This is a genomic window from Halovivax sp., from assembly GCA_007119345.1.
Lineage (GTDB): Archaea > Halobacteriota > Halobacteria > Halobacteriales > Natrialbaceae > Halovivax.
The window spans coordinates 1-20,626 of sequence record SKPV01000155.1 but is presented as its reverse complement, the minus strand read 5'-3'; the positions used below and the strand labels follow the sequence as shown (position 1 = coordinate 20,626).

The 20,626-nt window shown below is 69.1% G+C and carries 13 protein-coding genes and 1 pseudogene; 5 read left to right on the top strand and 9 right to left on the bottom strand.

The window, feature by feature from the left end:
• Positions 1–131: 131 nt before the first annotated feature.
• Complete coding sequence (locus QZT59_RS10565; protein ID WP_290815558.1) at positions 132–1,316, top strand: S1C family serine protease; 1,185 nt, start codon at positions 132–134, stop codon at positions 1,314–1,316.
• Between the two features lie 55 nt (positions 1,317–1,371).
• Here the strand turns inward: QZT59_RS10565 and QZT59_RS10560 are convergent, their stop codons facing one another.
• Entirely contained in the window at positions 1,372–2,193 is an 822-nt protein-coding gene (locus QZT59_RS10560; protein ID WP_290815555.1) for a biotin/lipoate A/B protein ligase family protein, read from the bottom strand.
• A gap of 226 nt (positions 2,194–2,419) precedes the next feature.
• Here QZT59_RS10560 and QZT59_RS10555 point away from each other — a divergent pair, with 226 nt between their 5' ends.
• Complete coding sequence (locus QZT59_RS10555; protein ID WP_290815552.1) at positions 2,420–2,893, top strand: nucleotidyltransferase domain-containing protein; 474 nt, start codon at positions 2,420–2,422, stop codon at positions 2,891–2,893.
• A gap of 178 nt (positions 2,894–3,071) precedes the next feature.
• On the opposite strand, the gene QZT59_RS10550 is transcribed toward QZT59_RS10555, so the two are convergent.
• The gene (locus tag QZT59_RS10550) at positions 3,072–4,685 is read right to left on the bottom strand and encodes a long-chain-fatty-acid--CoA ligase (protein ID WP_290815549.1); all 1,614 of its coding nucleotides are present in this window, start codon (positions 4,683–4,685) and stop codon (positions 3,072–3,074) included.
• Between the two features lie 927 nt (positions 4,686–5,612).
• Here QZT59_RS10550 and QZT59_RS10545 point away from each other — a divergent pair.
• Positions 5,613–6,512 (top strand): serine/threonine-protein kinase RIO2, encoded by a 900-nt coding sequence (locus tag QZT59_RS10545; protein ID WP_290815547.1) that lies wholly within the window; start codon positions 5,613–5,615, stop codon positions 6,510–6,512.
• A gap of 468 nt (positions 6,513–6,980) precedes the next feature.
• Here QZT59_RS10545 and QZT59_RS10540 read toward each other — a convergent pair whose 3' ends face one another.
• The 6 genes from QZT59_RS10540 to QZT59_RS10515 all read right to left on the bottom strand — a co-directional run bounded on the left by QZT59_RS10540 (position 6,981) and on the right by QZT59_RS10515 (position 17,984).
• On the bottom strand, positions 6,981–7,709 hold the full coding sequence (locus QZT59_RS10540; protein ID WP_290815544.1) for a hypothetical protein: 729 nt from the start codon (positions 7,707–7,709) through the stop codon (positions 6,981–6,983).
• A gap of 120 nt (positions 7,710–7,829) precedes the next feature.
• Positions 7,830–9,320, bottom strand: coding sequence for a S8 family serine peptidase (locus QZT59_RS10535; RefSeq protein ID WP_290815540.1), 1,491 nt, complete (start codon positions 9,318–9,320; stop codon positions 7,830–7,832).
• Positions 9,321–9,563: 243 nt separating this feature from the next.
• Positions 9,564–12,839 (bottom strand): M14 family metallopeptidase, encoded by a 3,276-nt coding sequence (locus QZT59_RS10530; RefSeq protein ID WP_290815537.1) that lies wholly within the window; start codon positions 12,837–12,839, stop codon positions 9,564–9,566.
• A gap of 119 nt (positions 12,840–12,958) precedes the next feature.
• On the bottom strand, positions 12,959–13,597 hold the full coding sequence (locus QZT59_RS10525; protein ID WP_290815535.1) for a metalloregulator ArsR/SmtB family transcription factor: 639 nt from the start codon (positions 13,595–13,597) through the stop codon (positions 12,959–12,961).
• 120 nt (positions 13,598–13,717) lie between these two features.
• Positions 13,718–15,166 (bottom strand): S8 family serine peptidase, encoded by a 1,449-nt coding sequence (locus QZT59_RS10520; RefSeq protein ID WP_290815532.1) that lies wholly within the window; start codon positions 15,164–15,166, stop codon positions 13,718–13,720.
• Between the two features lie 106 nt (positions 15,167–15,272).
• Complete coding sequence (locus QZT59_RS10515; RefSeq protein WP_290815529.1) at positions 15,273–17,984, bottom strand: S8 family serine peptidase; 2,712 nt, start codon at positions 17,982–17,984, stop codon at positions 15,273–15,275.
• A 240-nt stretch (positions 17,985–18,224) separates the two neighbouring features.
• On the opposite strand from QZT59_RS10515, the gene QZT59_RS10510 reads away from it, so the two are divergent.
• A complete protein-coding gene (locus QZT59_RS10510; protein ID WP_290815526.1) occupies positions 18,225–18,758 on the top strand; it encodes a hypothetical protein in 534 nt (177 codons plus the stop codon).
• A 35-nt stretch (positions 18,759–18,793) separates the two neighbouring features.
• Here QZT59_RS10510 and QZT59_RS10505 read toward each other — a convergent pair whose 3' ends face one another.
• Positions 18,794–19,840 (bottom strand): M48 family metalloprotease, encoded by a 1,047-nt coding sequence (locus QZT59_RS10505; protein WP_290815523.1) that lies wholly within the window; start codon positions 19,838–19,840, stop codon positions 18,794–18,796.
• Positions 19,841–19,980: 140 nt separating this feature from the next.
• On the opposite strand from QZT59_RS10505, the pseudogene QZT59_RS10500 reads away from it, so the two are divergent.
• Positions 19,981–20,626 (top strand): annotated as a pseudogene (locus tag QZT59_RS10500) (hypothetical protein); the annotation flags it as partial.

Here is a 20,626-nt window from a genome sequence, read left to right as displayed (position 1 = left end):
TGTACACTGTTAACAATTCATTCTGCGGAACGGTCTCGTCGTATTATTAATTCCGAGCCGAAATATGCTTAATAATCCATTGGTCGTACGGCCGATTGGGGACGGGATCACCGATGACGCGCGCAAATTCGATGTCGATATCGAGACGCACGGCGCTCAGAGCACTGGTGGGGGCGACGGCGGTCGGCGGAGCGGCCGGAATCGCCGGCGCCGACCGGAACGGACCGCGGGCGCGCTTCGCCGACGACGCCGACGACGCCGGTAACGCAGACGACGCCGACGGCGACCCGCCGTCGGACGAATCGCCGGCCTGCGATTTCGGCGCGGTCGTCGAGGACGCGATGGACTCGATCGTCACGGTGCGGGTGTTCGACCAGCACCAGCGGGAGTTCGTGCAGGGGTCGGGGTGGGTGTACGACCGCGAGGACGACGGCGCCGTCGTCGCGACGAACTGGCACGTCATCTTCGGGGCCGTCGGCGCCGACGTCAGGTTCGGCCGCGGCGACTGGCGGCCGGCCGGCCGGCTCCTCGGCGACGATCGGTACAGCGACCTCGCCGTCCTCCGGGTCGAGGACCCGCCCGAGTACGCGGAGCCGCTGTCGATCGTCGACGAAACACCCGCCCAGGGCGATCCCGTCGCGGCCCTCGGCGCGCCGATCGGTCTCGAGGGGTCGCTCACGACGGGCGTCGTGAGCGCGGTCGACCGCTCGACGACCGTCGCGATCGAACACCTGATGTACACCGTCCCGAGCACGATTCAGATGGACGCGGCGACCAACCCCGGCAACAGCGGCGGACCCCTGCTCGACTGCGACGGCGGGGTCGTCGGGGTCAACTTCGCCGGCACGCCGCCCGCCGTCGCCGAGAACATCAACTTCGCCGTCTCGACGACGATGATCGAGCGGATCGTCCCGGAACTCGTCGAGACCGGCCGGTTCGCCCACCCCTACGTCGGGATCGGCGGGATGACGATCTCGCCGATGCTGTCCCGACGGAACGACCTCGAGGAGACGACCGAGGGCGTCTACGTCGACGTGACCGTCGACGGTTTCCCTGGCGAGCTCTTCCTCGAGGGGACGTCGTCGGTCGACCGCGAGACCGGACTCCCGATCGGCGGCGACGTCATCGTGGCGGCCGACGACGTCGACGTCGACGGCACCGACGCGCTTCGAAACTACCTCTTCGAGGAGACGGCGCCCGGGGAGACGGTCGCGTTCACCGTGCTCCGGGGCGAGGACGAACACGAGATCCCGGTTGGTCTCGAGGCGAGACCGGAGGAACTCGAGCGGATCGACGTCCGCGAGCCGACGATGTAGCGATCCGACCCGCTCCGTTCGACCGCCCGCCGGTGTTCACTGGAGCGTCTTCGCGTCAGGTATCCCGGTCCCGGATCCACGATTCGTGGCCGTACTTCCGTTCGGCCAGGTCGCCGGCCGCGTACAGTTCGTCGCTCGACCACGACCTCTCGTCGGCGTCGCACCACTCCCCGAGCGCCGACGCAAGCGTGTCGACGGCCTCCTCTCGGTCGATTCCGACCAGCTCCCGGATGCTCCCGACGCGCTCGCGGAACCGCTCGGTCGAGACGTCGTGGTCCGCGAAGACCCCGAGGTGGCGGTCGGCTTCCAGGTCGTAGCTGATCGAGCCGTGCTGGATGACGGCGTCGCGCCGCCGGTACTGGGCGTTGCCGCTTACCTTCAGGGACGGCCCGTCGCCCTCGGCGTGGGCGACGACGTCGTGGGCGGGGTTGACGTCCCGAAGGTAGCACGACGGCTGGTGGATCGAGGACTTGGGAACCGCCGCGAAGTCGGCGTCGACGCCCATCCGGTTCAACCCGTCCAGGATCGGCTCGCAGAAGAGCGCGTAGCAGTCCATCAGATCGCCGGGCACCTCCTCGGCCGGGACGACGATGGTGTAGGAGATGTCGGCGTAGGCGTCGTGGTAGATGCCGCCGCCGCCCGTCTGACGCCGGGTCACGCCGATCCCCTCGCGCTCGCAGAAGTCCCAGTCGGCGCTGTCGGCCGCCTGCCGGTACCCCAGCGAGAGGGTGCTCGGCTCCCAGGAGTAGGTCCGGACCGTCCGGATGCCGTCCTCGATCGCCGTGCGGACCGCCACCTCCTCGAGCGCCATCTGCGTCGGCCCGTCCCGGGGCTCGTCGCGGATCAACCGCCAGTCGCGGTCGACGAGTTCGGTCATAGGCGGCAGGTCGACCGAGGGCGGGTTAGTGGTTCCGGTGCCCGACGCATCCCTCCCGAGGGCGGGGTCGTGGTTCCGATGCCCGACGCATCTCTCTCGAGGTCGGGGCCGTGGTTCCGGCACTAGCGGCGACGCGTCGACTCCCGGACGGCGGGTTCGATCGCGCGAACGCGAGAATTTCCGGTGTCGGACTCGTTTACGTTTCCGGGCTCCGATAGCCCACCGAATGGATCGACCGACGCTCGATCCGGCGATTCGCGAGGTCGTGCGGACCGTTCACCGGCGGCTCGACGGAACGGGCGTCGAGTGGGCGCTCACCGGCAGCGCGAGCTTCGCGCTCCAGGGCGTACCCGTCGAGCCGAACGACGTCGACGTGCAAACGACCGAACGCGGCGCGTACGCGATCGAAGAGCGGTTCGCGGACTCCGTCGTCGACCCGATCTCTCGCTCGGAATCGTCGGCGATCCGGTCGCACTTCGGGGCGCTCGAGTTGCGCGGCGTCCGCGTCGAGGTCATGGGTGACCTCCGGAAACGCGTCGACGGCCGGTGGGAGCCGCCAGTGGACGTCGTCGCCCGTCGCGAACGCGTCCCGCTCGACGACGCGGAGATTCCGGTCCTCTCGCTCTCCTACGAGGCTCGCGCCTACGAGCAGTTGGGCCGAACGGAACGCGCCGCCGTGCTCAGGGAGTACGTCGACTGAGCGGGCCGTTCACGAGCCCCGGCTCGCCGCTCACGAGCCCTGGTTCGCCGTTTGCGGGTCCCGGCTCGCCGCTCACGAATCCTGGCTCGCCGCTCGCGAGTCCCGGTTCGCCGTTTGCGGGTCCCGAATCGCTATCTCACGTTCGCTATCGTCGGTGCCCACCGGTGGACGGATCCCGTCACCCCTCTCCGACCATCCGATCCTCGTCCTCCCACTCCCGCTGGCGGAGTTCGTACTTCTGGACTTTCCCCGTCGCGGTCGTCGGCAGCTCCGCGACGAACTCGACCCGACGGACGGCCTTGTACCCCGCCAGGTTGTCCCGCGTGAAATCGACGAGCTCGTCCGCGTTTACGCCGGGATCGCCGGGATCGCCGCTGGCCGGCACGACGAACGCTTTCGGCGTCTCGCCCCACTCCTCGCTGGGTGCCGGGATGACCGCCACGTCGGCGACCGCCTCGTGTTCGAAGAGGGCGTCCTCGAGTTCGATGCTGGAGATGTTCTCGCCGCCGGAGATGATGATGTCCTTCTTGCGGTCCTGGATGGAGACCATCCCGTTCTCGTCGACGGTCGCGAGGTCACCCATGTGGTAGTAACCTTCGACGCGGTCGCTGAACGCCTCGTCGGTCTCCTCGGGCTTGTTCCAGTACTCCGCCATCACCTGGTTGCCGCGGACGACGATCTCGCCGACCGTCTCGTCGTCCCGGGGGACGTCCTCGCCGTCCTCGTCGACGACGCGAACCTCGGTCCCGAGGTAACCGATACCCTGGCGTTTCTTGATCGAGAACCGCTCCCGGCCGTCGTCGTCGAAGGTGCGACGGGCGTCGGAGGTGGTGATCAGCGGCCCGGTCTCGGTCGCGCCGTAGACGTGTTTCAGGTACCAGCCGAACTCGTCTTCGACCGTTCTGATGGTGGCTTCGGGCGGGGCGCTCCCGGCGGTCGCGATCCGGACGTCGGCGTCTCCGGCCGTTTCGGGCTCGCGGCGCTCGAAGTACTCGATCAGCATGTTGAGCACGGTCGGGGCGCCACACAGGTACGAGACGTCCTCCTCGCGGATCGACTCGAAAATTCCGGCGGCGTCGACCCCGCGAGTGCAGACGTGTTTCGCCCCGACGCCGGTGACGGCGAAGATGTGTCCCCAGCCGTTGACGTGGAACATCGGGAGCGTCCAGAGGTAGACGTCGTCGTCGCGTAGCTCCTGGTGGATCGTCACCAGATGGGCGTGGAGCGTCTCACAGCGGTGCGTCCGACAGACGCCCTTCGGGTCGCCGGTCGTCCCCGAGGTGTAGTTGATCGTGATCAGGTCGTCCTCGGCCATCTCGGGCCGGTCGTAGTCCGCATCGGATGCCTCGAGAAGTCCGTCGAACGACTCCCAGTCGCCCTCGACGGTGTCGACGTCGTTCGTGACGAACGTCTCCGCCGGGACCGCCTCGCGGATCGGCTCGATCTTCTCGGCGTACTCGTAGTCGGCGTAGATGGCGTCGACGCCGGCGTCCTCGAGGATGTACGCGAAGTCGTCGGGCGTCAGCCGGTAGTTCAGCGGCGTGTGGATCGCCCCGAGTTGCATCGCGCCGTAGGCCGCCTCGAGGTGGTAGTGCGTGTTCGGATCGAGCACCGCGACCCGGTCGCCCTTCTCGATCCCCCGGTCTTGCAGGACGGCCGAGAACCGATCCGCCCGGTCGCCGAACTCGTCGTATGTGTACCGCTCCCCGGTCGTCGCGACGACCGCCTCGTGATCGCCGTAGTACTCCCGGGCACGGTCCAGAAAGTCGGTGACGAGCAGCGGCTTGTGCATGTCCGATTCGACACCGAACGAGGGTTTGGTCCTTGGGGGTCGACGCGGCGGGGGCGCCCGCTGGCCGGTCGTCCGATTCAGTCGGATTAGTTGTTGGTAATATCCCGGATTTCGCCCGGAGATCGCCAACGAACGGCGTTTTCGACCGTCACCGCCTCGGCCCCGAAAACGACGCCAGGGAACTATTTTATATCGCGTCATAACGTTTATAAATGCGCTTAGCGGCCGAATTCGGCCGATATCGGGTCTGGTTCGGCCGTCTTCGATCCCGCCGTCGAACGAATCCGGCGTCGATACCGCCCGGCGGACTCGTACGCTCCGATTCTCCCCCGTCGAACCGACCGGCCGGCGGGGACTCGCGGTTCCGTTTTTCGTTCTGCGATCCGGGAGTTCCGCGGCGGTTCGATCTGCGGCGGCGTATCGACCGCTCGAACGTCGTTCGATCGATCGCCCGAGCGCGGCCGATCACGCTGATCGCCGGTCGATCGGTCACGTTCGAACGATCGACCGTCCGATATCCCGGTCGACGGTCGCGATCGGACGGATGGTGTCGGTCGGACGACACCGGTCGGACGATGTCGGCCGATCGTACGATACTGGTCGGACGATGTCGGCCGATCGTACGATGCCGGTCGCCAACTGTGTCAGTATCGTACGATCCAACGCTAATCCGGGGCCGCCGAGGGGTTTCGGACGCTCGTCCGGGGCTCGTGGGTAGCAGACGAATTATCGAACGACCGTCGCACCGACCTCCGCCTGGCGGCGGTGGGGAGATCGCGACGACACGTCGCGACCGGACCGGTCGTGGGGTTTCCGAGCCGGATCACGCGAACCCAGTGCGACCGTCTCGACCCCGGGGTTCGCGGCGTTCGTTCGCCCGTCCGCCGGGACGCGACGCTTTTTACCGCCGAGCCGACTAGCACCCCCATGGTCCGGAACGTCGCCCCGCTGCTCCCCGAGCTCGAGACCGAGGACTTCTACCTGCTCTCGGGCGTCGAGCAGGGGATGCGCTTTTCGGAGTGGGTCCAGCGGGAGAAGCTCCCGACGTTCAGCGGGCTCACGCCCGAGGAGGTCGAGTACCGCCTCGAGCGCTGCCTGAAGCGGGGGCTGATCGAGAAGAAGACGATTCAGTACGAGGGATACACCCTCCAGTTCGAGGGCTACGACGCGCTGGCGCTCCGGGCGCTCGTCGAGCGCGACACGATCGGCGAGTTCGGCTCGCCGCTGGGTGTCGGCAAAGAGAGCGACGTCTACGAGGTTCGTTCCTACAAGCCGCTCGCGCTGAAGTACCACCGGGAAGGCTACACCAACTTCCGGGAGGTCAACAAGGAGCGCGACTACACGTCCGACCGGGACCACGTCTCCTGGCTGTACACGGCGCGCAAGGCGGCGGAACGCGAACACGAAATCCTCGAGGAGCTCTTCCCCGACGTGTCCGTTCCGCGACCGATCGACCAGAACCGCCACGCGATTGTCATGGCGAAGATGGACGGCGTCGAGCTCTCTCGGGCGAAACTCGAGTCCGAGCAGGTCCCCGGCGTGCTCGATCTCCTGCTGTCGGAACTCTCGCGCGCGTACGAACTGGGCTACGTCCACGCCGACATGAGCGAGTACAACGTCTTCGTCGGCGAGGAGGGCGTCACGGTCTTCGACTGGCCTCAGGCCGTCCCGACCGACCACCCCAACGCCGAGGAGTTTCTCGAGCGGGACCTCGAGAACCTGGTGGGTTACTTCCGCCGGAAGTATCCCGGGGACGCGCCGGAGTGCGACGCGCGCGACCTCGCGGGTTCGATCCGGGAGGGATCGTTCGAGACGGTTCGTGCCTGACCGAGGGGTTCGGTCCGAGACGGCCTCCGTCCGTCAGCGGGTGGGCGCGTCGATCGTGCGATAGTCGCCCGACCGTTCGATGGTCGTCCGATCGTGCGACGGTCGGCCGAACTGTTCGATAGGCGCTCGACCGCGTGATAGTCGCCGAACTGTTCGATAGGCGCTCGACCGCGTGATAGTCGCCCGATATCCTGATCGATGCGAGCAGTCGTCCGATAGAACGACCGATGCGCATCGCGAACGATCGGCCTTCGTCCCGGAAATGTTTATATGGGGGTGGATAAACTCGACGGATAAATTGGATGGTGCTATACAAAATTTCTTCCGGTTCGACGGGTCGTTTTCGGCCTCGATCGATCGATTTCGGGGGATACAGCGGTCGCTGGTGGAGAATCGGTCGTCTCGATGCAACGATTGCGCGCCAACGGAACGCGTACGGGAGTGCGGAGCCGGAACGAAACCGATCGATCAGGCCGGGGTGCCCGCAGGACCGGGCCGGGAATCGACCCGATCGATCCGCTCCATGGTGCGGAGCTGGTCGTAGGCGCGGCCGGTCGTCGCGAGCGCGTAGACGGTCACAACGGCCGTGGCGAATCCGGAGACGACCGCCCCGAGGGTCGTGCCGAGGAGGACGGCCGGGATGGCGAAGGCGCCGGTCACCGCGACGCCGACGAGCACGACCGCGAATCCGAGGCCGAACAGCCGGAACCGACTTCCCTTCGTCAACCCCCAGCTGCTGCGCATCGCCGCGATGGCGTTCTGGTCCTCGGCCGCGACGAAGACGAACCAGTAGTACAGGGTGACCAGGAGGAACAGTCCCGGGACCAGCAGGAACAGGCTTCCGATGGCGACGGCCGTCCAGAACAGGATCCCGCCGACGATCACGTTGAGGAGGGCGAAGCCCATCTTGTGGCGCACGAATTCGTCCGGGATGCGCTCGGTTTCCTCCGAGACGAACGTCCTGACGGCGACGACGACGGCCCCGAGCCAGGCGACGGTAACGGCGATCGAGAGGACACCGGCCAGTACGGCGAGCGGGCCGAGCGTCGGCGTCCCCGACGCGACCGGATCCATGGCTGGGGTGAGCAGCGCGTTCAAAACGGCGAGCACGGTGAATACGCCCACGAGGAGCAGCCCGTTCCGCGCCAACGTTCTGTCGAACCCGTCGCTCATCGCTTCGATGATTGCAAAGGCCATAGGAGTGGTACGCCTCCAGAACGGATATAGCGCCACTAACACACTGTCGAAAAACGGATACTCAGCCCGCCAGTCGTCTGTTTTCCGTGCTCGAGGGCGGGTGCTGACGGGAGGTGCGCGCTATCCGCCCCGCGGCGCGAGCTCGACTTCGTCGAGCGTGGCCACGTCTCCCGCTTCCGCCCGTTCGACCGCGGCGTGGGCGTCGACGAAGCCGGCGCCGATCGAGGCGGCCGCGTAGTCGTCTCGGGCGTCCTCTCGCGCGGTCGCTTCGATCGTCGCGAGCAGATCGACCGGCCGCAGGTGCGCCCCGTGGTTCTCGTAGTACGCGTCGGCGACGAGCGCGGCGCAGCCCGCGACGCCCGGACAGGCCATGCTCGTTCCCGAGAGGAGCCCGTAGTAGACCTCGTCGTCCACATCGTAGGCCTGCAGCGGGTGGGCGGGGTTGAGCGTGCTCATGACGTCCGCACCCTTCGCGCCGACGCCGTTCCGGTAGATTCCCACGGGTCCGAGTTCCTCCGCGGGGACGCCCCGGTAGAGGTCGACGTGGTTCTCGAGGGCGAGCTCGCGGTCGGCGTTGGTCTCGCCGTCGTCGTCGGGCCCGCGTCCGCGCGAGGAGAAGTCCACGACCGCCTTCTCGTCGTCGGTGGCGGCCGCGCCGAGGACGTGCGGTCCGCGGACGTAGTAGTTGAGCGTGTTGCGGTCGGGACCGTCGTTCCCCGCGGCGAACACCGGCAGGATGCCGGCCTCGAAGGCGTACCACGTGGCGACGTTGCCCGGATCCCACGGGTCGTAGTCGTCGGACCTGGCCAGGCCGTAGGAGTTCGAGACGATCTGGACGTCGGCCTCGCCCGACTCTTTTCGCTCGATCAGGTGGTCGTAGGCGGAGACGACGGTCGCGAGCGTCAGCGAGACGTTCGCCGAGTACGACGTCAGGGTGGCCTCGGGCGCCATCCCCTTGTACTCCCCGTCGCTCTCGGTACCGTCGCCGCCGACGGTGCCACAGCAGTGGGTGCCGTGGCCGTTGTCGTCGGTGTTGAGGGCTTCGGCGTCTTCCCACAGCACGCCGTCGGGCTCGTCCTCCAGATTTCCGACCCACTGCCAGTTGGCGGCGAGGTTGTCCTCGAGGTCGGGATGGGCGCCGTCGACGCCGGTGTCGATCACGGCGACGTGGACGTTCTCGCCGGTGTACGCGGAGTTCAGCCCCTCGCCGTCCTGGACTTCGCTCGCGCGTGTGGTCTCTCGGCCGTCGTCGTTGAAGCACTCGAGTTCGCGGTTCGGGGCGACGCGCCGGACCTCGTCCCAGCCCGCGACCGTGAGGAGCTGGTCGCCCGTGAGCTGGGCGTAGCCGATCGGCAGTCGGTCGAAGCCGAGGAACCCTTCCGCGAGGTCGAGCTCGGCCAGCCGATCGACGTCGTCGGCGGTCTCGAAGACGACGAGCGCTTCCTGCAGCTCGTCGGTGCCGACGTCGAGCTCGTCGTCCACGACGGACGTCGATCCGTCGTCGCCGACCGCGGCGGTCGGGACGGTCGCGGCGATCCCCGCTGCGCCGACGGCTCCGAGGAACCGCCGTCGAGTCGATGCGTCGAGTCGTGCGTGTGTGCGTTCTGTCATGGTCGTCTTCGATGATCGGTCGACGACGATCGGTCGTCGTCGGTCGGTTCGCGCGCGGTGGGGTTCCGGCAGGTCGCGCCGTCGGCGCCGCTCTCGGCGCGATTTGGCGGGACCCAGGGCGGAGCGACGAGGTGGCGCGTGCCCACCACGGTCGCTGGCGGGACCGCCGCCGTCGGCGGCCGCTCCGTCGGCCGGCTGCGTTCGCCGTCGCCGTCGGCGGCCAGGCGCTCCTCGGTCGTCACGCTACACGTCCTCCGCGACGACGGACACGTCGCGGTCCGTGCCGTCGAGTTCGGTCCACTCGCGGTCCGTAAGGGTGTCCTCGTCCCCGGTCTCGTCGGTGACCGCGATCGGACCGAAGGTGTACTCGCCGGTGTCCTCGAGGTCGTCGGGCGCCTGCGCGAAGTGGGTGAGCGCCTCGTAAGCGTCCCGCGGATCGTCGAGGCCGAAGTAGACGTGGGTGCCGCCGCCGAAGGCGGGCGTGGTGGCATCTACGTCGCCGTACTCCTCGTCGACGGTCCAGTTCTCGGGGACCGTGTCGCGGACGAGCACCTCGCGGCCCTCGGGCTCGGTCACCGCGACGTCCAGTTCCGTGCGGTTGGTCTGCCCGCCGGAGAGGACCGAGCCCGAGTCCTCGCGCTCGCCCTCGGCCTCGAGTTCGGGTTCGGGTTCCTCGGGCTCGCGGTAGATCGGCTCCTGCGCGACGTCGCCGACGCTGCGGACCTGCTCGCCGTCGACGATTCGCTCCTGCTGGGCGCCGAGCGCGTTCGTGAAGACCGTGAGCCCGAAGTACGCCAGGACGTAGTTCTTCAGCCCGAACGGGTGGAGTTCGGTCTGGTTGGCGGGCGGCAGATAGCCGCCGATGACGTGGATCCCGTGCCAGTCCTCCTCGTCGGTGAACAGCGATCCGGCGGAGACGTCGCCGTCGGACGCGCCGGCGACCGTGCCGCCCGAGGCCGCCCAGCCGTCGGCGTCGACGACCCACAGCGGTGCGTCCTCGGCGTACGGGATGCCCAGCGGCGCGATCTTGTAGGTCATCCGCTGGATCTCGCGGGTGTCGGTCAGCAGCGGGTGATCCGCGTCCTTCTCCTCGAGATGGGGGACGTCTTGGTGAATCTGCCGGACGTCGCCCGCCTCGACCGCCAGCGCGGTTTCCATGTCCTCGAGTAGTCCCAGCCCGGAGTCCGTGAGGACGAGGTTGCCGCCGTCGGCGACGAACGCGTCGATCGCGGCGACGTATCGGTCGGCGCCGTCCTCGTCGACGAACTCGCCGCGGCCGTCGTCGTGGACGATCACGAGGTGGTCGGCGTCGACGCCCTCGGCCACTTCCTCGGGCGTCAGGGCGACCGTCTCGACGGTCGTGTTGTCCGCGTCGAAGTCCTCGAAGAACGCCAGCGGCGTGACCTCGTAGGCCTCCTGGGCGAAGCCCATGGCCGAGCGCGGGTCGGGGTGCTCGCCGTCGGCCGCCAGCGTCGCGATGTCGAGAGAAACCTCCGAGGGCGCGGTCATCAGGCTCTGGATTTCGACGGTCCAGGCGCCCGCCCCCGGCTCCCTGACGACGAACGGCGGGTAGTCGTGGTGGGCCGCGCCCCCGGTCTCGGATGGTCGGTACGCGCGGACTTCCTCGCCGTCCGGATCGCGCAGGACGACGTCGACGAGCGCCCGCTCGGCGTGGGTGTGCACCGAGAGCGTGTGCAGCCCCTCCTCGACGTCTATCGTGTAGGTCTCGACCGCCTCGGCGTCGATCTCGACCTGGTGGTCGTAGCTGACGAGCTCCGTCTCGTACTCGTCCGGGTCAGTTCCCCAGAAGTCGAGGTCCTCGTGGGTGCGCGTGAGCGCGTCGGTCTCGACGTAGGCGACCGTCTCCGTCTCCCCGCTGCGGGTCTCGAGGTCGGAGTCGACGTCGCGCAGCGCGTACTCGGTCATCGTCCGCATCGCCTCGAGGTAGCCCTCGACCCACCAGTCGGCGAGGACGGGTTCGAACTTGTTCCCGCCCACCATGTGGCTGTAAGCCATCTCGAAGGCCATCGTGGTCATGTCGAGGCCGCCGCGGTCCTCGTCTGCGCCCATGAAGCCGATGAGCCCGCCGGTGATGGTGTAGCCGATCGTGTCCCAGATGGTCGAGAAGTCGTAGGCGGTCTCGGGCAGCACGTCGAAGCCGAGGAGGTCGGGGTTGATGTCGCCGGTCAGCCCCTCCTGAAGGTCGGCCAGCGCCTCCCACTCGTCGAGTTCGCCCTCGAGGCTCTCCTCGAGGACGAGGTTCATCTCGTAGAGGTCGTGGAACTCGTCCTGAGTGAACTCGATCTGGTTGATCAGCCCCAGGATGAAGTCCGAGTTCCACAGCATCGCGTGGAGGTCGGCGCCGTGCGTGAGATTCTCGTACTGGCGGAAGTGCTCGACCGTACCCATGGCGTCGGGCACGCGGTCGACGATCTCGTGGGGGTTGTCCTCGTACCACCGGTCCTCGTCGGGCTCGCCGGGGTGGTGATTCGGATCAATCCAGCCGACGGTCGGATACTGTCGGTTGGTGTCGAACACCATCGAGTTGCCGCGCTCGTACTGCGGCCAAGCGGGGAACCGCGTGGCGTCCCGGCCGTCGCCGTCGAGCAGCTGCCAGGCGCTGTCGTACTGCGGGTCGCGGGCGACCCAGCCGTCGGGGTTCACCGAGAGGACGATCAGGACGCAGTCGTCGAGCAGCCGCTCGAAGTGGGGCTCGCGGCCGGAGACGATGCGCTCAACGAACCGGTAGCACGCCTCGGGTCCGGCCCGTTCGAGGCCGTGGATCGAGGCCTCGTACATGACCTTCTGGCGCTCCCCGAACTCGTCGGTGTCGCGGAACTCCTCGACGGTGTCGTACCCTTCGGGCGGGTTCGTCAGCTCCACGACGTGGATATCCTTCGGATCGACCCGGTCTGTGAGGGTGTTGTGATGGCCGGGGCTCTTGTCGAAGTCGACCTCGTGGGGGTTGTCCCGGTCGGCCAGCGCGTAAAATTTGAGCTGGTCGGCGTGCGCGGATTCGAGGTGCTCCATCCCGTCGATCATCTGCTCGTAGTGGATGAAGTCGACGGAGCGCTCGACCGCGGGGAAGACGCCCATCGGGTAGTAGCCGAGCCGCCAGAACGGGTTGGAACCGGGCGTGTAGCTCAGCTCCTCCGCGGTCGGTAGATCGGCGACGACCTCGGCCTCGGCGGTCGTCAGCTGGGCGTACCCCGCCGGCTCGGACTCGGTCGTCGTGTGGGCTTCCTCGCCGACGTCCAGCGATTCGAACTCTTCGACGCCGCTCTCGTCGGTGAACCGAATCAGCGTCGGCGCCAGAAAGTCGTCGGGCGTGTGGTTGAGGATGTACTGGTACTCGTCGTCGAAGACGTCCGACTCCGCGTCGGCCGTCGCGGCGCCCGGCAGGGCGAGCGCGCCGCCCACGACGGCCGACAGCCGCATGAAGTCGCGCCTGTCGATCGGCACGTCGTCGAACGATACGTCGTCGAGCGTCGGATCGGTGTCGTGGTGTTGGTGAGCCATGGTGTGGTCGTGCGGGTCGTTCGCACGACGTATCGGAACCGACGACTATCACCACAATGGGAATTCTGTCAAACCCGTCCAATCGTCGGCGCGTCGTCCGTCGGGCGGTCGGAGCCGTTTCAGGATTCGTCCTCGACGCCGGCGATCTCGGCCTCGACTTCGGCGCGTTCGGCGTCGGGACCGGTGAGCGCGGCCGCGACGTCGGTGGAGAGTCGCGTGAGGACCGCCCGTCCCTCGCGTTCACGCTCGACCAATCCGGCCGCCTCGAGGGTCGTCAGGTGATGGGAGACCGTGCTCGCGTCGAGCTCCAGTTCGTCCGCGAGCCGGCCGGTCCGGGCCGGGCCGACCCGCGCGAGCGCCTCGAGCACCCGCCGCTTCGCGGGCTCGGAGAGGGACGCCCTGAGCTCCAGGTTGCCGAGACCGCTTGGGAAGTAGCGGCGCTTGCCGTAGAGCGAGACCGACCGGACCAGCGCTTCGACCTCGAGGACGCGCACGTGGTGGCGGACCGTCGAGAGGGAGACGTCGCACGACTCGCCGACGGCGCTGAGACAGAGCCCCGGGTTGGACTCGACCACCCGGTAGATCGCCCGTCGGTGGTCGTTCTCGAGGGCCTCCGCCGCTCCCTCACCGTCGGACGACCGTGGGCCGCCGCCCCCTCCGTCGAAGGCGGCGTGTTCCGATCGCGGGCTGCTGCGGGAGTGGAGGGGGCGACAGTCGTCGTTCCGATCGCGGGGAACTGATTCGTCGGGCGGAACCATTGCCGACCGTGATCGTCACGACCCCGAGAATTAGCGAATTACCCGAAACATTTTGGGAAATTTGTTGCTTTTCGAATGTCTCGTCGTCGCCACGTCCCGGCTCCTCCGACGCCTGGCGCGCTAGAGCTCGTCGAAGCTCGCCAGATCCCCGTCCTCGGCCCGTTTCACGGCCGCGAGCGCGTCGACGTAGCCGGCGCCGGCGTTCGACGTCGCGTACTCGGCGGTGCCGGCGGGATCCTCGACGTCCGCGGCCGCGTCGGGGTCGGCGGTCGCTTCGAGGGTGTTGATCACGTCGATCGGGTCCGGCGCCTCGCCGTGGTTCGCGACGTAGGCGTCGATCACGAGCGCGGCGCAGCCCGCTGCGACCGGGTTCGCCATGCTCGTCCCGGAGAGCAGCCCGTAGTAGAGCTCGTCGTCGTCACCCAGCGCCCAGAGGGGCTGGGCGGGGTTGAGGGTGCTCATCACGTCGGCGCCCTTCGCGGCGACGGTCGGCCGGTTGACCTCGAACGTCCCCAGTTCGTCCTCGGGGACGCCCCGATACAGGTCTGTGAGGTTCTCCAGGGCCGTCTCGCGATCGTGGTTACCGTCGTCGGCGCCGCGCGAGGAGAAGTCGGTGACGGACTGGTCGGCGTGGGTCGCGGCGACGCTCATCGCGTACGGCGCCTGCTTGCGCTGGCCCAGGGTGTCGTCGCCGGGGCCGTCGTTGCCCGCGGAGAACGTGATGAGCACGCCCTCCTCGTAGCACAGCCACATCGCGACGTTGAGCGGGTCGTAGGGATCGTAGTCGCCGGGACCCGCGCCGTAGGAGTTCGAGGCGACGTGGATCTCGTGGTCGCCGGAACGCTGGTTCGCGAGCAGGTGGTCGTAGGCGGAGACGGCCTTGAGGACGGTCAGCGAGGCGTTCGCCGAGTACGACGTCAGCGTGACGTCGGGGGCCATTCCGCGGTACTCGCCGTCGCTGGCGGAGCCGTCCGCGCCGACGCTGCCCGTACAGTGGGTGCCGTGACCGACGTCGTCAGTGTTGACGAGTCCGGCATCGGTCCACAGATCGTCCTCGATGGCCAGCGGGTCGCCGACCCACTGCCAGTTCGCTTCGAGGTTGTCCTCCAGGTCGGGGTGGGCGCCGTCGACGCCCGTGTCGATCACGGCGACGTGGACGTTCTCGCCGGTGTGCGGGGTCTCGATCCCCTCGCCGTCTTGTACTTCGCTGGCGCGGGTGTCCGGGCGCGCGTCGTCGTGCTCCCAGTCGAGTTCCTCGTTGGGAGCGACGCGGCGGACGTCGTCCCAGTCCGCGACGGTCGCGATCTGGTCGCCGGTGAGCTTGGAGTAGCCGACCGGAACCTCCTCGAAGGCGTGGAACCCCTCCGCGAGGTCGAGTTCGCCCAACCGGTCGACGTCGTCGGTCGAGTCGAAGGTGACGAGCGCCTCCTGGAGCTCGTCCGTATCGAGCTCGAGGTCGGCCGCGACGGTCCCGGTCGCGCCGAGCGCGCCGACGCTCGCGGCGCCGACGAGGCGGAGGAACCGTCGTCTGTTCGATCCGTTCGTGGGTGGTGACGTTTCGCGTGTCATCGGTCTGGTCTCTGTTGAAGTGAGGTGCCCGGTTCGCGCCCCGTCGAGGCGGGAGACATCTCCCGGTGGGGCGGAACGATTCACGTAGCGCCGACTACGGGGCCGATCAGGTCTCCTCGGCGACGACGGTCACGTTCCGCTCGGTGCCGGAGACCGTCGTCCACTCGCGGTCGGTGAGCGTGCCGTCGTCGTCGGTGTCGGTCGAGACCGCGACGGGGCCGAAGCTGTAGCGGTCGGAGTCCTCGACGTCGTCGGGCGCCTGCGCGAAGTGAGTCAGGTCCTCGTAAGCGTCCCGCGGATCGTCGAGGCCGAAGTAGACGTGGGTGCCGCCGCCGAAGGCTGGCGTGGTGGCCTCGACGTCGCCGTGGTCCTCGTCGACCTCCCAGCCCTGCGGGACCGTGTCGCGGACGATGACTTCCTCGCCCTCGGGGTGGCGCACCGCGACGTCGAGCTCGGTGCGGTTGGTCTGGCCGCCGGTGAACACCGAGGCGTCCTTCTCGGCCTCGCCTTCGACGACCAGTCCCTCCTCGAACGAGGTTTCGAGGTCCAGGTGGGCGCGGCAGTCGAATCCGTTGACGAGCCCGGGGACGTTGACGAGCTTCGCGACGACGTAGAAGACGCGCTCGCCGCCGTTGGCCTCGAGGTCGTCGACCGAGACGCTGGTCGAGACCGAGGCCTCGCCCTCGAGGCCGGCGTCTCCGTCGACGATCGTCGGGTCGCCCGTCTGCTCGTCGGGGTTCTGGGCGTCGTAGATGAAGAGGTCGACGTGCGGGTCGCCCCTGGTGGCGCCCGAGTTGGCGCCGCTGTAGTGGCTGAACTCGACGGCGGCCTCGACCTCGCCGGGCGCGCCGACGCGGACGTGGCCGGCGATCGCCCGCTCGTCGTCGGGCACGGCCAGGCCGACCTCGCCGGCGATCGACTCGTCGGTGAGCTCGCGGGTGACGGCGTCGATGGCCGGGCCGAGGTTCGCGCGGCCGTACCCTTCGTACGGGTCGCGACCGCCGTGACGATAGACCGGCGCCTTGGCGCGGTGGTACGGCGCGGCCGTCAGGGCGGTCTCGGTCGCCGTGGAGAGGATCGCCGTCTTGAGGCGGAGCACGTCCTCGCGGTCGGCCTCGGCGGGCTCGGGGATGGCGATGGCGCCGGGGGCGTCCTCCTCCATCGCGTCGCCGACCAGTCCGGCGATGCCCGCGACCGACGGGCCGGCCATCGACGTCCCGGCGGCGCCGCGGTAGTCGCGGACGCCGTCGCGGCCGTCGCCCTCGCGTCTGGCGCCCTGCAGCGGGCTGTCGAGCGAGGTGTCGAGGGTCACGTCCGACAGCTCCTCGAGCACGTCGTCGGCGAGCTCGTACTCGTAGTCGGCGTCGCCGGTGATCGCGTCGTCGAACTCGGTCTTCGGCTCGAGGTCGTCCTCGTCGAGGTCCTCGTACTCCTCGACGGGTTCGAGCTCGGCGTCGGCCGCCGCGTCGTCGGGTTCGGTCTCGGTGACCTCCTCTTCGGGCTCGCCGTTCTCGGCGGCCAGCTCGAGGACGTTGATGGTCCCGCCCGGCGCGGTCACGTCCGGCTTCATGAACGGCTCGTCGTGCTCGTCGATGCCGCCGATGCCGCCGCTGGAGTACGCGGAGATACCGTCTCGCGCGCCGGTCGCGACGACCGAGATCGACTCCGCCGTGGCCGCCGGCGGTGCGTTCCCGGACGCGGGGGAACCGTCGTTGCCGGCGGAGGCGACGACCAGCGTCCCCGCGCCGGTGATGTCGGCGACGGCGTCCGGGATGTCCTCGCCGAATATCGGGAGCCCGCCGACGTACCCCCAGGACATGTTCACGGCGCGAACGTTGAAGGTGTCCGTGAACTCCTCGGCGTAGTCGCCGTAGTCCTCGGTCGCGGCGCCGAGGTCGGTGAGCGAGAGGATGCTGGCGTTCGGCGCGATCCCCGCGTGCAGCGACGGGTCGCCGTCGCCGGTCCGATCGCCCACCGTGTCCGTCGGGTGGAGGAAGGCGCCGAGGGCCACGCGCTCGACGGTGCCGGTCGAGACGAGCTCACCCTCCTGGGCGCGCACGTGGATCGTGTACGTCGCCTCGCCCTCGTCGTGGACGGTCGCCGTCTGGGCGACGACGTTCTCCTCGAGGCTCGTCCCCACGACGTCGGTGGACGTGGCGAGCTCCTCCCCGTCCGGCCCCTCGATGACGAGCTCGATCAGCTCCCCGTAGGCGCTGACGAAGACGCCGGTGCCGGCTTCGGCCTCGACCTCGTAGGTGAGCGCGTCCCCGAGAAGCAGCGTCGCGCGCGGTTCGTCTTCCTCGTAGCGGTCGGGGTCGATGGCGCTCGCGCGCCCCGTCCCGGCCATGATCGAGGCGACGTGGGTGCCGTGGCCGTTCTCGTCGCGGGGCTTCTCGAATCCGCCGAAGCGGTGGCTGTCGTTGTACCAGCCGACGAGCTTCGTCGTACTCGGCGTGATCGCGCCGCCGGTGTTCGCGAACGGATTGCCGTCCACCGCGAACTCGTCGTCCTCGGTGGTCGCCGTGGCGCCGCTCCACGGGCCGACGTCCGGGTGGCGCGCGTCGGTCCCGGTGTCGGTGAGCGCGAGCGTGCGGTCCGGTCGACCGCGGTAGCCGCGCTCCCAGCCGTGCATCGCTTCCCGTACGCGGACGTTCAGGAACGAGGGATCGATCTCCCCCGCATCGGTCGCGGCGGCGCCGCTCGAGCCCGCGGCCCCGCCGACGAGCAGCCCCGCCCCGGCGAGCGCGCCGGTCTTCATGAGCGATCGCCTGGACACCGATCCCTCGCCTTCCGCATCCGTGCTGTCCTGTGAACTCATAGCACGAGGTGACGTTCATCGCTCCCGTAAGAAGGGGTTGTGACAAACCCGTCCAAAGGTCCGAGAGAAGCGCCGAAAGGTCAGTTTTCTCCGGGTTGGGCCGATCGGGAAGTCGGGTTGCGGATCGGCTCGGCGACCGGATCGCCCGCGCTCTCAAACGCGGACCGGTGGTCGGTGTCGTCGTGCATCCGGCGAGCGAGTGGGCCACGGTTTTTGCCCGTCGAGCCCGTACTTCCTAACATGACGGGTGATAACACGCCACAGTACGACGGCGTCGGCATCTGGGGCGGCGGCGCGGTCAGCGGCATCGTCGCCGGGGTCGTCATGGGTGTGATCATGCACTTCGGGGCGAACCTGATCGAGGTGCTCGGCGGGCTCGTCCCGGGCCCGGACCCGGCCCTCGGGATCGGCTGGGTCGTCCACATGGCCATCAGCGTGGCCTTCGCCCTCGTCTTCGCGGGCGTCGTCTCTCGCCCGTCGATCAGGGAGAGCGTGATCGACTTCACGGACTTCCTCGTCGCCGGCCTCATCTTCGGGGCCCTCATCGGGATCATCGCGGGCGGCGTCGTCTTCCCGGTGGCGATGCAGGGCGCCGGGGTGGCGGCGCTGCCGGTGCCGTTCCTCCCCATCCCGGGCGTCGCCGGGGAGTTCGCCGCCGCGGTCATCTTCGCGATCGCGCACCTCGCCTACGGCCTGACCCTCGCCGCGGCGTTCGCGACGATCAACGGCGTCACGCCGGCGCGCGTCTCGGATCGAATCGCGACGCTGGAGTGAGGGGGTTCGTCCGGGGGTGGTTTCGGACCTCCCGACTACCGCTCGGTTTCGAGGGTTGCGGCCAGTTCCCTGAGCCGGGCGATCCGCTCTTCGGTCGGCGGGTGCGAGCGCGTCTCGACGGTGAACGCGTCGTCGTCCGCGAGTTCGTCGTCGGCGCGCCGGAATCCGTGGGGGAGCAGATACATGCCGGACAGGCCGCCGTATCTGGCGCGCTTGTCCGTCGACGGCCGCTCGTCGACCTCGTCGAGCGTCGCGAGGGCGCCCGCCAGCGCCGCGGGATCGCCGGCGAGCCGGGCGCCGGCGCGGTCGGCGACGAACTCCCGCCGCCTGGAGAGGCTCCGCGCGGCGAGGAGGACCGCGGCCGAGAGCACGCCGAGGACCACGCCGCCGACGACGAGCGTCACGCCGACGGCGACGACGAACTGGACGACGGCGGCGACGCTGAGCAGCGGCGCGTCGACGAACGTCGACGCGAGGACGTAGCCGCCGACGGCGACCACGCCCCAGCACGCGGTTTTCGTCCACCCCGGCAAGCCGTCGAACGGCGAGTACTCGTCGCTGACCAGGGCCGGCAGGAACGACGCGACCGTCATCACCGCGGCGTCGCGATTCTTGAGGTGGGCGAGCTCGTGGGCGAGCACCGCGTCCAGCTCCGCGTCGTCGAGCGTCTCCAGCAGTCCGCGGCTGGCGACGATCGTCCCGCCGCCGATCCCGCCCACCGCGAAGCTGTTCGGAACGGAGGTGTCCGCGATCGCCACGGCGGGAGCGGGGGCGTCCGCCATGGCGGCGAGGCGGGTCACGTTCTCGTGGAGGTCGGGCGCCTCGGTCTCGTCGACGAGGGTCGCGTCGGCCTCCGCGAGGAGCTCCCGGCGCGTGTACCGGAGCTGGACGACCAGGAGCCCGATCAGCGCGATCCCGGCGAGGACGACGTACGTCGCGACCTGCGATTCGACGCCGGCGGCGGCGACGAGGGGCCCGAGCCAGGGCTCCAGCAGCGCGGCCGCGACCAGCGCGAGACACAGGTCGATGGCGAGGACGAGCGCCAACGTGGCACCCATGCGAACGGCCAGACGGTCGTCCATACGCGGCCGTTTCTGTCGGGGAACGATAACGATTTCCCTCCGCGGCGCGGCGTCCGGCCGGTCGCTGCGGTTTCCGACTTCCTCCGACCCGCGTCGGTTCCGATAGAAAGGCATATATCAACTCGATCGGATGTGGCCGTGTGGGATACGATCTCCGCACCGCGGCGGTGATCGCCTGCTGCGTCCTCGGCGTCCTGATCGCCGCCTCGTTCTTCCCTGCAGCCGGGATCGGCGTCGACGCGGAGGTCGAGCCCGGCGCCGGCGACGGGGGCGGGAGCGGTGCGGCCGCCGACGGAACTGCCGACGGAGACGACGGTCCGGACGACGGGAGCGGCGGCTCTGACGACGGCGGCGACGGAGGCGACGGTGCGGACGACGGGAGCGACGGCTCTGCCGACGGTGCCGACGACTCGGGCGATGGTTCGGATGACGGCACCGACGACTCGGACGACGACGGGGCCGCCGGCGACTCGATCTCGGCTTCCTTCGCCTTCGCGGTGCTACTCGCGCTCCTGGGGCTGGCCGCCGGAGGTCTCTTCTGGACGGCGTCGGATCCGACCCGGGCGCGCGGGGTCACAGCGGCCGACCTTCCCGACGGATTCGTGCCGCGGTTCCGCTTGCGGCTCGCGCGGATTCCGCAGGTGACGATGGTCGCGACCGTCGGCGCGGCGCGCCACGGGACGACGATCGGACGGTCCCTGGCGGTTCTCGGACGCGGCGTCGGGAGCGCGTCGGGTAGCGTGCTGGCGTCGATCGGACGCGGAACGAGCGCCGCGATCGCGGGCG